The following is a 14306-nucleotide window of genomic DNA, read 5'->3' on the forward strand; positions in this document are numbered from 1 at the left end:
GATGTGGCGCATTCACCCCTAGACCGGACGCCCGGGGTTCTCGTCATGCGGGTTTCGTCATTTACCGTTTCACCCGCCCCGTAGACTGACCCGTATGAAGATCGCGGCCTTTGACTTCGACGGCACCCTCCACCACCCCGGCGACCCCAACGGCGGCTTCAACCCCGCCGATATCGCCGCCATCCAGGCCTGGCGCGAGGCTGGCCACCTCGCGATCTCCGCCACGGGCCGCTCCCGCTCCGCCCTGGCGTACGGGATGCGCGGCAGCGGGCTTTCCTTCGACTACCAGGTCCTTTCCAACGGCGCGTCGGCCGCCACGGGCGATAACCGCGAGCTGATCTTCGGCTACACCATCGACACGGACGTGCTCCACAAAGCGATCGACGCCTTCGGCGAGCGAGCAGGCCTGGCCGTCTACGGCACGACTATCGGCCCCATCGACGGCGTGTTCGCCGACAACACCGGCGGCATCAGCCACTTCACCGAGCACTTCACTCCCATGACGCGGGCGGACATCCCGGAGCACGAGTTCGCGGTCGTGCCGCTCTGGATCCCAAACAACGAGCCGCTGCGCCGCGAGGTCGTGGCCTGGGCCGAGTCGCTCGAGGGGAACTACACGGTGGCGCAGAACCAGGAGTACGTGGACATCATGGCGCCGGGCCGCACGAAGGGCGCGGGCGTTATCGAGCTCATCGAGCGCCTCGGCTTTGCGCGCGCCGACGTGGAGCTCTACACCTTCGGCGACTCCTGGAACGACATGTCCATGCACGCCATCGCCGACCACTCTTACAGCTTCGCCCACTCGCCGGCCGACGTCCGCGCGGCCACGGACCACGTGATTAGTCGCGTGGCGGACGCGCTGTCACCGCGGTAGGCACCCAGCTCTCGTCGGCCTTCGCGGGCTTACCGCACGAGGGCACAACCCCGGTCACCTCTTTGCGTGCCAGTTCCACGGTGTATGAGGCCCCCTGCTTATCGACGCGCACATATCCTCCATCACCCGTCACCGCCACATCCGCAACTTCCAACTCGCCGTAGCGCACCTGCTCGCCCGCACGCGACAGTTCGGCGGCGACCGCTACCTCGGCCGCCTGGGCGGGTGCACTCAGCGTGCCGCGGCCACGGTTGCCGGGGACGAAGTACTCGCCGCGCAGCGCCGCGTCCAGCATGGCGTCGGTGGCCTCGAAGGTCATCCGGCCGAAGCTGTAGGCCCAGGGCAGCAGCAGCATCGTCGGGGCGAAGCGGTGGCCCTTGATGTGCGAGGTCTCCCACACCACGTCGTTGCCCTGGCCGAACGGGTACTTCTCTACCAGCTTGTTGACCAGGCTGCGGCCCTTGACCGCACAGCAGCGGTCGCGCTTGGCGTGCGTGCACACGAGCAGCAGCGGCTTAGTGCGCGCGACCGCGCCTTCGTTCTTGCCGGGGCCGGACAGGTCGAGACCCAGCAGTTCCTCGGGCGCGTCGATGTGCATGACCTCGGTCGCGCCCTCCTCGGCGAAGACGAGGTAGACGTGGTGATCCTCGATCTGGCGACCCTCCCGCGTCGGGTGGCGGATGAGCAGCAGGGAGGCGTCGTACGCAGCGAGGTGCGCCTTGAGTTTCTCAGTGAGCTCCTCGCCGAGCGTGCCGCCATCGAGGACGTCGTGGGTCCAGGCGTGCGGCCACTCGAAAAGCACGTACGTCGAACCCGGCTTCGCGGTGCCGGGCAGCGACTCAACCTGGACTTCGGAGCAGAACACGTCCGGTGCGCTGGTCAAAGTTTCCTCACTCATGCCCACCACCATACAACCTTTAGGGTGCCCTAATACACAGCCTCGACGCGCCAGCTGCGCCGGGTCCACACCAGCAGCCACGCCTCCACCCCACGGCCCGATTCACCCACGACCTGGAGGCGCGCCACGCGCTGCCCGGACGCGCCCCACCAGCCCTCGTCCACGGGCCAGGGCCCGGCCCAGCCTGTGACCAGGTACTTGTGTTTTCCCCAGGCCAGCGCGTAGGGGTCGGCAGACAGGAGGGCTTCGGCGGTGACGGTGATGGGGTGCGCGTGGGCGTCGATAAGCATGATGCGCGAGGCCGGGTGGTCGATGCCGCCGCCGAGGCGGGCGGGCAGCGGCGCGGGGATCGCGCCCGGCCACGGTTGGGCGGCGGTGGCGGGTGGCTGCTCGCCGAAGGGGGAAAACGCGATGCGTTCGGCGACGCCTCGGCCGCCGACGGCGCGCGGCTGCACCACCGCGTCGATGCCGAGCTGGGACTGCACGCGCTCGATGACGCGGCGGGCCCCGTCGCCTGCGCTGCTGCGGAAGAGCTCGCGCTCCTCTGGCGTGGCCAGCTCGAGCGGCTCCAGGATAAGCGAGGTGATCGCGCCGGCGCCGCCGCGGGTGAGCCAGCCGTCGAGCTGCCAGCGGACGCGGTCTGCGGTCGCGGACTCGGAAAGCGCCTCGCGGGTGCGCCAGACGCGCTCGACGCGCTCGCCGGTGGCCAGCTCCGCGATGACTTTCAGGCACAGACAGCTTGCGCCGCGCTCGGCGAGCTTTTCATGCAGCGTGGCGGCGAGCGCGCGGGCGGCGAAGGCGGCGGCGTCGACGCGCTCGATCGCATCCTCCGGGGTGAGCCCGACGGCGAGGTCAGCGGCCGGGAGCTCGGGCGCGACGCGGCGGTCCGGGGCGGCGCGCGCGATGCGGTGGATGCGCATTCCGCCAGCACCGAAGCGGGTGGTCACCGCCTGCGGCGGCAGCTGCGCGAGCTGACCCAACGTGCTGATTCCCAGCTGGCCGAGCGCGTTGACGGTCGCGATATCCGCCCCGAGTGCCACCTCCGCGACGAGCACGTGCAGCGACTGCTCGGCCAAGAACTGCGCGGACGCCCCCGGGGCGACGAGCTGGGAGCTGCGGGTGGCGATCACGGCGGTGGCCAGCTCGTCGGCCGCACCCACGAAGGCCTCGATGCCGCTGCGCTGGGCGGCATCTAACAGCATTTCCAGCGCCGTGTCCTCGTCCCCGTGGAAGCGGGCGGCGGCCTGCAGGTCCACGGCGACGAGTCCGGGGCGTAAGACCTCGATGGAGGCGGCGACGTCGTCAAGACTGCCGGCGAGCGCGGCGAACATGCGCCCGTCGCGGTCCGGGTTGTCGTCCACCACCGTCAGCTCGGGCGCGAGCGCCTGGGCGTTGCGCACCCGCATCCCGCGGCGCACGCCCGCCCGGCGCGCGGCCTGGGAGCAGACCTTGATCCGGTGCTGGGCGGCAATCGCCACCGGCTCGCGCAGTGTGTCGCCCGCGTCCAGGGTGGCGGCTTGCACGGGCCAGTCAGGGAACCACAGCGCCGCCACCCGCATTTAGGGCACCACCTTCAGGTGGCGTTCGGCCTCGCGCACCGGACCAATACCGAGCGTGAGCGTTGCCGTCGCGCCCGGCCAGCCCTTCGCGGTGGCGCGCACGCGCACGTCGATCCCCCGGATGCGCCCTGTGCCCCGGCCGATGCCGTGGAATTGCGCGACCTGCCCGCTGATGCGCAGCGCGGGCGAGGGCACGGCCACGTTGACCGCCACGAGCGCCGCATCCCCCTTGCGCAGCCGCGCGAGCAGCGGCCGGGCGCGCACGGGGCTTAACTGCAGTTCCGTCCGGGTGCGCAGCACCACCAGGTCGAGGCCCTCGGCGAGCACACCGGCAACGGCGAGGTCCTCGATGCCCGGTTCCGGCACCGCGATCACCCGCTCGAGCGCGCCTGCCGACATGCCCGCGTACGAGAGCTCGGGCCAGCCGATCACGCCCACGGTCCCGCCTGCCCCGGCGACGCGGTCGAGCAGCTCAACCACCAGCGCGGGCATGTCGCTCACCTGTGTGATGGCGCGGCGCGGCAGGCCTCCACCCGGCAGCACCCGCGCCAGCCCGCCGGGCACGGAAAGCACACCCTCGCCCGCCACGACCTGCGGCGCAGCCTCGCCGCCCAGCTCCGCCATCCGCGCGCGCAGCTGGGCGATCTGGGCATGCCGATCCCCGCCGGGGTCAGCAAGCTGTCGAATAGGTGTTCCGTTCACACCGAACAGTATGCACCCCACCCCGAACACGGGCAACCGCCAAGGTCGCAAGCACTTTCGAACATCAAGGCTGTCACCCACGCACACCCACCTGCTACAGTAACTGCCCATGATGCCCGCCGACATCCGCTCCCGTACCACCCCCATCCCGACCCCGCTCGCCGTCCGCGCCGCGGGCGCCGCCGGGGTGGCGGGCTCAGTCGCGATCATGGCCTCGGCTGCCCCGATCGCGGTCCGGGCAGGCCTTGCGCTCGTGTGCATCGCGGTCGCGCTCGGCGTGACGTTTGCGCACCCCTACCGGCGCGAGATGCGTGAGTACGCGGCGCGGAAGGGGGTGTCCACGGTGGCGTCGATAAGCATGCTCGTGCCACTCATCTTGTGGTGGCTGTTGCTCATGCTCGCGCCGCTGATGCTGTGGCCCGCGTGGGGCGCGCTGGTGGCGTTCGTGGGGCTGTTCGCGCTCGCGTGGCTGCTGTTTCCGCACGTCGACGGCTCGCGGCGGCTCGCCTACGCCTAATCCAAGTCGCGGTCCGCGGCCCAGCGGGTGAGCTGGTGGCGGTTGGAAGTCTGCGTCTTGCGCAGGATATTCGACGCGTGCGTTTCCACCGTCTTCACCGAGATGAACAGCTGCTTGCCAATCTCCTTGTAGGTGTAGCCGCGGGCGAGCAGGCGCAGCACCTCGAGCTCGCGGCGGGTCAGCGCGTCGACGGCTGGGTCCTCCACCTTGACCGGCTCGCCCGCCGGGTCTTCGACCACCCCGCCGGAGGCAAACGCGTCGAGGACGAAGCCGGCCAGGCGCGGCGAGAAGTACGCGTCTCCGCCGTGGACGCGGGCGACGGCCTCGGCGAGCTCCGCGCCGTCGATGTTCTTGGTCACGTAGCCGCGCGCGCCGGCGCGGATCAGGGCGATGACGTCCTCGGCGGCGTCGGACACGCTCAGGCACAGAAACTTCACGCCCGCGTCCTCCTGCTGCACCGCGCGCAAGACCGCCAGGCCGCCGCCGTCGGGCATGTGCACGTCGAGCAGCACGACGTCCGGCGAAGTGTCGCGGATGCCCTCGACCGCCTCGGCGACGGTGCCGGCCTCGCCGACGATCTCGACCTTGTCAGCCAGCTCGGCGCGCACGCCGGCGCGGAAAACGGAGTGGTCATCAACTAGAAAGACGCGAACCATACCCATAAGGCTAACTGCGTGACAGGGACAGCTCTACTTCTGTGCCCGCTCCCGGCGCGGAGGTGATCCGGGCCGTACCGCCGACGCGTTCCATACGACCGACGATGGAGTCGCGCACCCCATGGCGGTCGTCGGGGATCGCGTCCTGGTCAAAGCCCGCGCCGCGGTCGCGCACGAACACGCTGAGCTCGCCGCCGAGGTGCTCTGCGTAGACATCGATGGCTTCGGTGCCGCTGTGCTTGGCGGCGTTGACCATGGCCTCGCGCGCGGCCAGCGCCAGCGGCTCGTTGTCCTCCGTCAGCGTCGGGTCGTCGCCCACCGTGACGGGCCTGATCACCACGCCGAAGGCGTCCTCGACCTCGCCGGCCGCCAGGTTGAGCGCCTGGAAGAGGGTGGACGGTTGGGATGCGGCGTGCTCAGAGGCGTCGAAAAGCCAGGCGCGCAGCTCGCGCTCCTGGCCGCGCGCAAGGCGGGCGACCTCCTCGGGATTACCTGCCTGCTTCTGGATCAGGGCGAGGGTCTGCAGCACCGAATCGTGCAAGCGGGCGGCGATCTCCGCGCGCTGATCCGCCACCGCTTTCGCCTCGCGCTCCGCGAGCAGCGACGAGGTCAGGCGCATCAGCAGCGGGATGACCAGCACCGCCACGCCGCACACAGTCACCAGGACGGCGACCACCACGCCGGCGATCCCGGCGCTTTCGCCCAGCAGCGCGATCGCTACTACCCCGCCCATGACCAGCAGCGCGCCCACCGACAGGGCGAGCACGTTGGAGGTCGAGTTCATCTCCCGGTCGTAGGCCTGCAGCGCCAGCACCGCGCCGACGATGAAGAGCCCAACGACGAACACGACCGAGGTCCCCACGCCACTCGACGCCTTCAACGAGACGAGCGCGCCTGCGATCGCCACCGCCACCAGCACCAGGTTCACCACGCGCGACCAGCCCTTCGCCTTCGGAAGCTCAGGCGTAACCACGGGTTCATCGTCCGCGGGCTTCGGCTCCAGCGGGGTGGTCATCCACAGCGCCGCGTAGGCCAGCGCGCCGACACCACCTGCAAACGCGCTGAGGATGAAGAAGAGGCGCACCCAGCGCTCCTCTACCCCGAAATAGCGCGCCAGCCCGGAGGCGATGCCGGCGACCATGAGGTTGCGGCGGCTCCGGGTAAAGCGCGGGTACAGCGCCGGTGGCTCGGCTGCATATGGGGCGGGTTTCGACATGTCCCTCATTGTTCCACCCACACCCACAAAGCGAATCGGGGACAACCCTGAGTTTTACGCACACGCAAAGTTCAGGGCTTTTCCCGATGGTCGCGCCCACGTTTCCCGGCGATAATGGAGGCATGGACACGACGAACACCTTCTCCAAGATGTGGGCAACCCGCCCGCCCCGCATCCCGAAGGACCAGGGCGGCAAAGCGGTCATCGCCGGCGTTGCGGAGGGCTTCGGCGCACGCTTCAACATCGACCCCATCCTCATCCGCATCGCCTTCGTCGCACTCACCCTCTGCTTCGGCGGCGGTATCTTCCTTTACCTGTTGTGCTGGATCAACATGCCCCGCTTCGGCGTCCCATTCAGCCCTTTGTCCGCCCTGGCGACCGGCGAAGGCAATGTCGCTCGCGAGTCGGAAACGGGCAAGGATGAACGCAGCCTCGCCATCTGGCTTCTGATCGGCTTAGTCGTCTTCTTCCCCTCGCTGTCCTACGCCAGCGACGGCACCACCATCTACAGCGCAGCACTCACCTTCGCGCTCTTCGGCCTGGGCTGGTACCTGCTCTACCAGCGCTGTCCCGAGCCGCCCGCAGGTCTGCTCGTGCCCCAGCAGGAGCGCCCGCTTAACGACGCCCACCCGTCCCCCACCACCGACTACGGCACCAACGCCGGCGCCCCATCCGAGAGCCCCTACGCACAGTCCGCCACCGCGAACCTGAGCACGCCGCCGGACTTCCCGCACCCGTCCACCCCGCCGGAGTGGGACCCACTGGGCGCGGCGCCAGGTCTGTGGCACCTGCCGGATCCGGCCGAGCCGACGCCGGAACCTGCGCAAACTAAGAAGCGCTACTGGCTTTGGATCCCTGTCGCTATCGTCGCGACAGCAGCGACCCTGTGGACGATGGCCGTACTTAACTCACTGCGCATCGGCGCAATCGGAGACTACGGGGTTGCAAATGTCTCCGCCTACAGCGCGGAGGCTATGCGGGAATACAAGCACAACATCGGCGAGGCTCGGATCGACCTTTCGCGCATCGAGCCGCTCGATGAGCCCGTGACAATAGAACTGCGCAACGGCATCGGCAAGATCGACCTCAAACTCCCTAACGACGTCCCGTTCGTGGTCAATTGCGATGCCACCATTGGTAGCGCCAACTGCCCAGAAGGAAAGCAAAACGCGGACAAGGACGGCGAGCTTCTCACGATTAACGTGAAGCAGCGCATCGGTTCCGTGTCCGCGGATTACTAAGGGAGGCTCGCGGGAGTTACTCCCACTCGATGGTCCCCGGCGGCTTGGAGGTCACGTCCAGCACGACGCGGTTCACATCAGCGACCTCGTTGGTGATGCGGGTGGAGATCACCTCGAGCGTCTCGTACGGCAGACGGACCCAGTCCGCGGTCATCGCGTCTTCCGAGGCGACGGGGCGCAGCACGATCGGGTGGCCGTAGGTGCGGCCGTCGCCCTGGACGCCGACCGAGCGGACGTCGGCAAGCAGCACGACCGGGCACTGCCAGATCTGGTCGTCGAGACCGGCCTTGGTCAGCTCCTCGCGCGCGATTGCGTCCGCGGCGCGCAGGGTCTCCAGGCGCTCCTGGGTCACCTCGCCGATGATGCGGATGCCCAGGCCCGGGCCCGGGAAGGGCTGGCGGTTGACGATGACCTCGGGCAGGCCGAGCTCGCGGCCGACGGCGCGCACCTCGTCCTTGAACAGCAGGCGCAGCGGCTCGACCAGCTCGAACTCCACGTCGTCCGGCAGGCCACCGACGTTGTGGTGGCTCTTGATGTTGGCGGTACCGGTGCCGCCGCCGGACTCCACCACGTCCGGGTACAGGGTCCCCTGGACGAGGAAGTCGACCTTGTGGTCAGACAACACGTCCGCCACGGCGCGCTCGAAAGAGCGGATGAACTCCGCACCGATCGCCTTGCGCTTCGCCTCCGGTTCGGTCACGCCGGCGAGCTTGCCCAGGAAGGCCTCGCGCTCGTCCACGGTGACGAGCTTCGCGCCGGTGGCGGCGACGAAGTCGTTTTCCACCTGCTCGCGCTCGCCCTGACGCAGCAGGCCGTGGTCCACGAACACGCAGGTCAGGCGGTCACCGATTGCGCGCTGCACCAACGCTGCGGCGACGGCGGAGTCCACGCCGCCGGACAGGGCGCAGATCGCGTGCCCGTCGCCCACCTGGGTGCGAACCTGCTCAATGAGCTGCTCCGCGATGTTGGACGCGGTCCAGTTCTGCTCCAGGCCGGCAACCTCGGTGAGGAAGCGGGTGAGCACCTCCTGGCCGTGCGGGGAGTGCATGACCTCGGGGTGGTACTGCACGCCGGCCAGCTTCTTGTCCACACACTCGAAGGCTGCGACGGGCGCGCCCGGGGTGGACGCGGTCACGGTGAAGCCCTCCGGTGCCTCGGTGACGGAGTCGCCGTGCGACATCCACACCGGGTGCGCCTCCGGAGTGCCGGCGTGCAGCACGCCGCCTTTGACGTCCATGTTGGTGCGGCCGTACTCACGGGCACCGGTCTCGGCGACCTTGCCGCCGAGCGCCTGCGTCATGACCTGGAAGCCATAGCAGATACCGAAGATCGGCAGGCCCAGCTCGAAGATCTCCGGATCCAGCTGCGGGGCGCCCTCGGCGTAGACCGACGACGGGCCGCCGGAAAGCACCAGCGCGGCCGGGTTCTTCTCGCGCACTTCTGCGGCAGAGATGGTGGACGGAACGACCTCGGAGTACACGCGCGCCTCGCGCACACGGCGGGCGATAAGCTGCGCGTACTGGGCGCCGAAGTCGACGACTAATACGGGACGTGTTTGCGGTGTAGTCACGGGACAGATTCTAGCCCACCGGCCCGCCTGCGCGCGGCACCGCCCGGGTGAGCGCCTCACGCACCGCGACCAGTGCCGGGTGCCGCGTCCTCCCTTCCAGCACCGCGGTAAAGAGGGTGCGCGTGGGGTTGCCGGGCAGGTCGGTCACGCGCACGCCATCGACGTACTGCAAAAACATGTCGGAGACCACTGCCACCGCGTGCCCCGTGCGCACCAGGTGGGCCTGCAAGAACGGGTCCGGGGTTTCAAAGGCCACATTGGGCGAAAAACCGCTGCGCTTGGCCAGCGCGTGGACAAAGCGCCCGGTCACCAGGTACTCCGGGTCGACCGCGAAGGGCACGCCGGCCAGGTCCGCGAACTCGAGCGTGGACCACGGGCCCGTCTTTGGGGTGATCAGCACCTGCGGGTCCTCCAAGAGCGGCTCGCGATGCATCCGCTCCGAGGTGATCGGCATCTCGCCGTCGTACTCCTCGCCCAGCACCAGGTCCACCTCGCGGCGCAGAAGTTCTTCCATCGCCTGCTCGATCGGGCGCTGCACCACCTCCACGTGCAGATTCGGGTAACGCTCCCGCAGCTCGGTGAGCGCCTGCGGCAGCATCGAGGACAGCACGGTTTGGAAGCTCGTGACTCGAACCGTCCCCGCGACTTGGCTGGTGGAGGCGGCGAGTTCGGCCTGCGCTTCGTCGATAAGCGCGAGCACGCGGTGCGCATACTCGGCCAGGATGACGCCCTGCTCGGTCAGCCGAAGGCGGCGGCCGTGCTTTTCGTAGAGCGCGACGCCGGCCTCGCGCTCGAGCGCGGTGAGTTGCTGGGAGACCGCAGAGTGCGTGTAGCGCATCGATTCGGCGGCCGCGGTCACGGTGCCCAGCCGGTGCAACTCCGCGAGCGCGCGGAGCCGCTGCAGGTCATACATGCATCTCCCCTTATGTAAGCGCTGCTGACAGGTTATTGCGTGAAAGTTTAGCTTGTCCAACATAAAACCCCGGGTCACAATGTCCGCTATGACCAAACAGACAGAGACTCCCAATGGTTTTGCCATGCTGTGCATCCTGGGCTCCTGCCTCTCGCTCCAATTCGGCGCGTCGCTTGCCATCCAGCTTTTCCCGCACATCGGCACCTGGGCCACCAGCTCAGCGCGCCTGTGCATCGCCGCACTCATCCTGCTCGCCTTCTCCCGCCCCAAAGTCTGGAGGTTTAACCGCGAACAGTGGCTCGCCGTCGCCGCGCTGGGCCTGTCGCTGGGCGCAATGAACGGCTTCTTCTACGCCGGCATCGAGCGCGTCCCCCTCGGCCCCGCCGTGACCATCGAGTTTTTGGGCCCGCTGCTGCTTGCCGCAATCTTGTCGCGCTCGCTTCACGACGCCGCCTCCGTCGCCCTCGCACTTATCGGCATGCTCCTGCTCGGCTTCGAATCGCTCACCGGCGATCCGCTCGACCCGCTCGGCGTCGGCGCGCTCCTGGTCGCCGGGTTCTTCTGGGCGCTCTACATCCTGGCCAACAAGCGTGCTGGCGCGCTGGTCCCCGGCCAGGGCGGGCTCGCCGTCGCGCTCGCAATCGGCGGGCTGGCTACCTTACCCTTCGGCTGGGAAGGCACCCGCGTCCTGGTCACCAGCCCGGACCTTCTGCTCATCGCGGTGGGCACGAGTGTGCTCGCCTCGCTGATCCCCTACTCGCTCGAGCTGATCGCTATGCGACGCCTCCGCCCCCAGGTCTTCTCCATCTTCATCTCTTTCGAGCCCGCCTTCGCCGCGCTCATCGGCTGGGTTGTCCTCGCACAAACACCGTCGCCGCTCAAGCTCGTGGCGATCACCCTGGTCATCGCGGCGTCGGTAAACCAGACGCTCGCCGGGCGCTCCCGCGGCCTACTCCGCGGCCGTCGATCCTATCTGCCCCTGCGCCTGGCCCGCCGCAAGCACAACGCTCAGCGCAACAATGCTGCTGGTCACCACCACGCCGGCGGCGGCAGCCCCGCCGAGATTGAATCCTGAGCCAGCCAGCGCCTGATCCAGCGGGCGCACCACCTCGGGCGGCAGCGCGCGCAGCTGCGCGTCCAGCTGCTCTAACGCAGGCGTGAGCCCCGGCACCGCGGTCTGCTGCGCCAGCGCAATCGGGATGAGCAGCATGAGCGGGCTCACCGTGAGCGCGAGGGCCCTGCTTATCGACGCCCCACTCGACCCCTCCCCAGGCACCACCGGCAGTGACGTCTGCGCCTGGGTCGGCTGGGTTGTCTGGGTTGGTTGCGTCGTCGGCACATCCGAAGGCGCGGTCGGGGTGGTTGGGACGGTTGAGGCCGCAGTCGTTGTCTGCGGTGCCGCGGTGGGCGTCGCCGTGGTTGTAGACGTGCTCACCGTTGCCGACGTTTTCACCGTTGTCGACAGTGCCGGTGCCACACTCGTTGCCGCAGTCGGTGTCGCCGCAGTCGGCGCAGCAGTGGTCGCCGAAGTCGTCGCTGCGCTCGTTTCCGCGCTCGGCGCGGGCGCACTCGAGGTCGACTGCGGCGCCTCGCCGGGCGTGACCTTCGCGTTGAACTCCGCATCCGCGTGGCTGCCATCCGGGAACCACAGCGAGAGCTGCACCGCGGCGTGTTCGTCTACCTTGGCGTTTTCCGGTGGGGTGAGGGTGATGGTGCCGGTGCCGTCGATAAGCGCGATGCCCCACTCGGAAGGGCCGGAGGCGGAGATGGCCGTGCCCTCCGGCAGCGGATCGCCCGTGTTCGCGGCGCGCAGCAGATGCCCGCGCGGGCCGGCGACATCCTCCCAGTTCACCGCGAGGCTCTCTGCCAGCGAGCGTATCCGCACAGTCACCACCTGCGTGTCGGTGCTTTCGTCGCTATAGGTCGCGGTGATGCGCAGGCGCGCCGTATCGCCGGGCTTCGCGTCCGGGCCCGGGGTGACTTCGACGGTGTCGCCGTTGACGGCGGTGTGCCACGACGGAGCGTCGAGAAGCGCTGCCTCGACCACCGCATCGATGGCATCGCCGGAGTTGCGCACCGTGAGCTGCTCGCCCCACGGCGCGGAGGTATCCGCCCACGACGGGTTGAAACGCTCGCTGACCGTGCGCAACGTGACCGGGATTTCCACGATGCGAACATCGCCGCGGCCGTCCTCGGCGTGCACCGGCACCGTGGTCTCCCCGCGCGGCAGTTTCGCGCTCGGGGTGAGTACCACCGTGCCGTCGGGTGAAACCTGCGCCCATTCTGGCGTTGGCGTGCCGTCTGCATCCGTGGCCGGCGCGAACGTCACGTTGCGGACCTGCGGTGCTGGCACCGTCAACGACTCGCCGCGGGTGAGCTCCTGGGCCGGGTAACGCACCGCGTCGACGGTATCGCCCTCCGGCGCAACGACGGTGACGGTGAATTCGTCGGTATCGATGCTTCCAGGCACCGCCTCCGTGGAATCCGGGTACCGCGTGGTCACCGTAAACGTCGCGGTCGTGCCCACCCGGGCGTGCGCCGGGGCTGTGACCTCAATAGCGCCGTCTGGGCGCGCGACGGCTGCAAAGCCTTCCGCATCGGTGCGGGCCGTGACTTGCGCCCCGTCCAGCAGCGTGCCCGACTGCGGCACCTCCAGGCGCGTCGTGCCGCGCGCCACCTGCGCGTTGGCCCACGCGGGCTGCGCCGTGGACGCCAAGGGTGCCACGTGCACCGGCACGTGAAACTCAGGCGAGACGGTCCCGTCCTGGAACGTCACCTGCATCGGCACCTCGTGGTCCCCAAGGTGCTCCGCTGTGCGCGGGCGCGCCACGAGCTGGCCGCTGGCGGCATCCACGCTGACCCAATCGGTGTAGGTGGCACCGTCGCCGTCCAGCACCGAAAACTCCGGGTCGACGGGCTGCTCCGGCAGGCCGTCGATACCCGCGGAGTCGAACGTGGGCAGCGGGATTGCCGCCGTGCGCCCGGTGACCGTCGAGATGCGCTCGGCTGTGCGGACAATGTAGTTGTCATTGTCCGGCAGTCGGTTGAAGAAGACGTACAGCGGCACCACGTCCCACACGTCGCCTTCCGACCACGTGAACTGCTGTCCCTCACGCGGCGACCACCGGAAGCGGATCGGGACGTTGCCTCCGCGGTAGCCCTGGACATTCAGCTCTTCCAACGTCTTGTCCGCGTGGATCTTGAGCTCCTGGAACTCGCCCTCATCGTTGGTAATGACCTCGGTGGTCACGTAATCCAGCAGCGGGTTGTCCACGTGCGGCTGCGGCTCCACGGTGAGATCCGCATCCCACACTCCATTCGGCCAGAAGCCAGGGATTTCGCGCTCGATGCACTTCACGTCTTCGGCACCCGGCTTGTCTCCGCACGTGACCTGCGGGTCCTTCCAGGAAATGTCCTCGCGCGTGAGCGTAAGCGTCTGCCCCGGTGTCAGGTGTAGGGGGCCGCGGGGAAAGCGCGGTTCTTCCAGCGTGGCCGGGTTGTTGTACAGCAAGTAGCTGGTCCAGTTGTTAAACAGCGCGACGGAGATGTACTGCGTCCACGTCTTCCCGTCGGGGAAGTCCACGTCTACGGTCAGCGTATAAAGCTTCTCCGGCACCGCTTTCTTGCTGTAGCGCAGCTTCTTGTACTCAAGCAAATCATTGGTCACGCTCACCCGGCCGGTGTCCGGATCCACGTCCAGCCACTCCGGGCCGTCAACCTTCTTGTACGTAATACCCTTGGGCGGGGCGATCAGCTGGTACTCCGGGGAAAACTTCGCGTACACCGGCGGGCGAAACCCAATGCCCCGCTCCACCTCCGAACGGATCAGATACAGCCAATTGCCAAACTCGGGGCTGTAGGACGCGAACAACGGGTATGCAAAGGTGCCAGTCTGTTCGAGCAGGATGTCGGTGCCGCCGCTAGGCTCCTCCGACGCGATAGCCGTAAACGCAACACTGGTGGGGGCGCACAATGCGCAGGTCGTGAGCACGGCAAGTGCGGAACGGGCAACCCGGGAAACCATCTGCAATTCTCCTGCTCTTCTGCGGCAACGCCTTCACACGCGCGCGAAAAGGAGCTGACGTGTTGGCCACCTATACAAATTAGTAGCAGTTTGCCTAAAACACCATTAAGGGCTGCGGAGTCGACTCCACAGCCCT

At 68.4% G+C, this 14306-nt stretch carries 11 protein-coding genes and 1 pseudogene; 4 read left to right on the forward strand and 8 right to left on the reverse strand.

Annotated features, from left to right (window positions below; all coding sequences use genetic code 11):
* The first annotated feature begins 94 nt into the window (after positions 1 to 94).
* Positions 95 to 874 carry an HAD family hydrolase gene (locus HMPREF2990_RS05860; RefSeq protein ID WP_070763175.1) on the forward strand — a complete coding sequence of 260 codons (780 nt, stop codon included), beginning with the start codon at positions 95 to 97 and terminating at the stop codon, positions 872 to 874.
* On the opposite strand, the gene HMPREF2990_RS05865 is transcribed toward HMPREF2990_RS05860, so the two are convergent.
* The 3 genes from HMPREF2990_RS05865 to HMPREF2990_RS05875 are packed head-to-tail and all read right to left on the reverse strand — an operon-like array spanning position 840 to position 4033.
* Entirely contained in the window at positions 840 to 1772 is a 933-nt protein-coding gene (locus HMPREF2990_RS05865; protein ID WP_083317048.1) for a sucrase ferredoxin, read from the reverse strand. The two genes, HMPREF2990_RS05860 and HMPREF2990_RS05865, sit on opposite strands and share 35 nt — an antisense overlap.
* A 29-nt stretch (positions 1773 to 1801) precedes the next feature.
* Entirely contained in the window at positions 1802 to 3331 is a 1530-nt protein-coding gene (locus HMPREF2990_RS05870) for a Y-family DNA polymerase (RefSeq protein ID WP_070763179.1), read from the reverse strand.
* Positions 3332 to 4033: a hypothetical protein gene (locus HMPREF2990_RS05875; protein WP_246817461.1), complete on the reverse strand. Its 702-nt coding sequence runs from the start codon at positions 4031 to 4033 to the stop codon at positions 3332 to 3334. It abuts the gene before it with no gap.
* Between the two features lie 109 nt (positions 4034 to 4142).
* Between HMPREF2990_RS05875 and HMPREF2990_RS05880 the strand changes: the two genes are divergently transcribed.
* Entirely contained in the window at positions 4143 to 4550 is a 408-nt protein-coding gene (locus HMPREF2990_RS05880) for a hypothetical protein (protein ID WP_070763183.1), read from the forward strand.
* Here HMPREF2990_RS05880 and HMPREF2990_RS05885 read toward each other — a convergent pair.
* Together HMPREF2990_RS05885 and HMPREF2990_RS05890 are read right to left on the reverse strand one after the other, a co-directional pair.
* Positions 4547 to 5206, reverse strand: coding sequence for a response regulator (locus HMPREF2990_RS05885; protein ID WP_070763436.1), 660 nt, complete (start codon positions 5204 to 5206; stop codon positions 4547 to 4549). The genes HMPREF2990_RS05880 and HMPREF2990_RS05885 overlap by 4 nt on opposite strands.
* Positions 5207 to 5216: 10 nt before the next feature.
* A complete protein-coding gene (locus HMPREF2990_RS05890; protein WP_070763185.1) occupies positions 5217 to 6422 on the reverse strand; it encodes an ATP-binding protein in 1206 nt (401 codons plus the stop codon).
* A 122-nt stretch (positions 6423 to 6544) separates the two neighbouring features.
* On the opposite strand from HMPREF2990_RS05890, the gene HMPREF2990_RS05895 reads away from it, so the two are divergent.
* Entirely contained in the window at positions 6545 to 7663 is a 1119-nt protein-coding gene (locus HMPREF2990_RS05895) for a PspC domain-containing protein (RefSeq protein WP_070763187.1), read from the forward strand.
* 16 nt (positions 7664 to 7679) lie between these two features.
* On the opposite strand, the gene guaA is transcribed toward HMPREF2990_RS05895, so the two are convergent.
* The gene (gene guaA / locus HMPREF2990_RS05900; protein ID WP_083317035.1) at positions 7680 to 9233 is read right to left on the reverse strand and encodes a glutamine-hydrolyzing GMP synthase; all 1554 of its coding nucleotides are present in this window, start codon (positions 9231 to 9233) and stop codon (positions 7680 to 7682) included.
* 10 nt (positions 9234 to 9243) lie between these two features.
* Positions 9244 to 10146 (reverse strand): LysR family transcriptional regulator, encoded by a 903-nt coding sequence (locus tag HMPREF2990_RS05905; RefSeq protein WP_070763189.1) that lies wholly within the window; start codon positions 10144 to 10146, stop codon positions 9244 to 9246.
* An 88-nt stretch (positions 10147 to 10234) separates the two neighbouring features.
* Between HMPREF2990_RS05905 and HMPREF2990_RS12430 the strand changes: the two genes are divergently transcribed.
* A complete protein-coding gene (locus HMPREF2990_RS12430) occupies positions 10235 to 11221 on the forward strand; it encodes an EamA family transporter (RefSeq protein WP_141757818.1) in 987 nt (328 codons plus the stop codon).
* Positions 11222 to 11755: 534 nt separating this feature from the next.
* Here the strand turns inward: HMPREF2990_RS12430 and HMPREF2990_RS13240 are convergent.
* Positions 11756 to 14170 (reverse strand): annotated as a pseudogene (locus HMPREF2990_RS13240) (Rib/alpha-like domain-containing protein); the annotation flags it as partial.
* Positions 14171 to 14306 lie beyond the last annotated feature (136 nt).

The sequence above is a fragment of the Corynebacterium sp. HMSC071B10 genome (assembly GCF_001814825.1).
GTDB lineage: Bacteria > Actinomycetota > Actinomycetes > Mycobacteriales > Mycobacteriaceae > Corynebacterium.

Coding starts and splice junctions, on each gene's coding strand:
- HMPREF2990_RS05860 (WP_070763175.1), top strand. CDS start 95: ATGAAGATCGCGGCCTTTGACTTCGACGGCACCCTCCACCACCCCGGC.
- HMPREF2990_RS05865 (WP_083317048.1), bottom strand. CDS start 1,772: ATGAGTGAGGAAACTTTGACCAGCGCACCGGACGTGTTCTGCTCCGAA.
- HMPREF2990_RS05870 (WP_070763179.1), bottom strand. CDS start 3,331: ATGCGGGTGGCGGCGCTGTGGTTCCCTGACTGGCCCGTGCAAGCCGCC.
- HMPREF2990_RS05880 (WP_070763183.1), top strand. CDS start 4,143: ATGATGCCCGCCGACATCCGCTCCCGTACCACCCCCATCCCGACCCCG.
- HMPREF2990_RS05885 (WP_070763436.1), bottom strand. CDS start 5,206: ATGGTTCGCGTCTTTCTAGTTGATGACCACTCCGTTTTCCGCGCCGGC.
- HMPREF2990_RS05890 (WP_070763185.1), bottom strand. CDS start 6,422: ATGTCGAAACCCGCCCCATATGCAGCCGAGCCACCGGCGCTGTACCCG.
- HMPREF2990_RS05895 (WP_070763187.1), top strand. CDS start 6,545: ATGGACACGACGAACACCTTCTCCAAGATGTGGGCAACCCGCCCGCCC.
- HMPREF2990_RS05905 (WP_070763189.1), bottom strand. CDS start 10,146: ATGTATGACCTGCAGCGGCTCCGCGCGCTCGCGGAGTTGCACCGGCTG.
- HMPREF2990_RS12430 (WP_141757818.1), top strand. CDS start 10,235: ATGACCAAACAGACAGAGACTCCCAATGGTTTTGCCATGCTGTGCATC.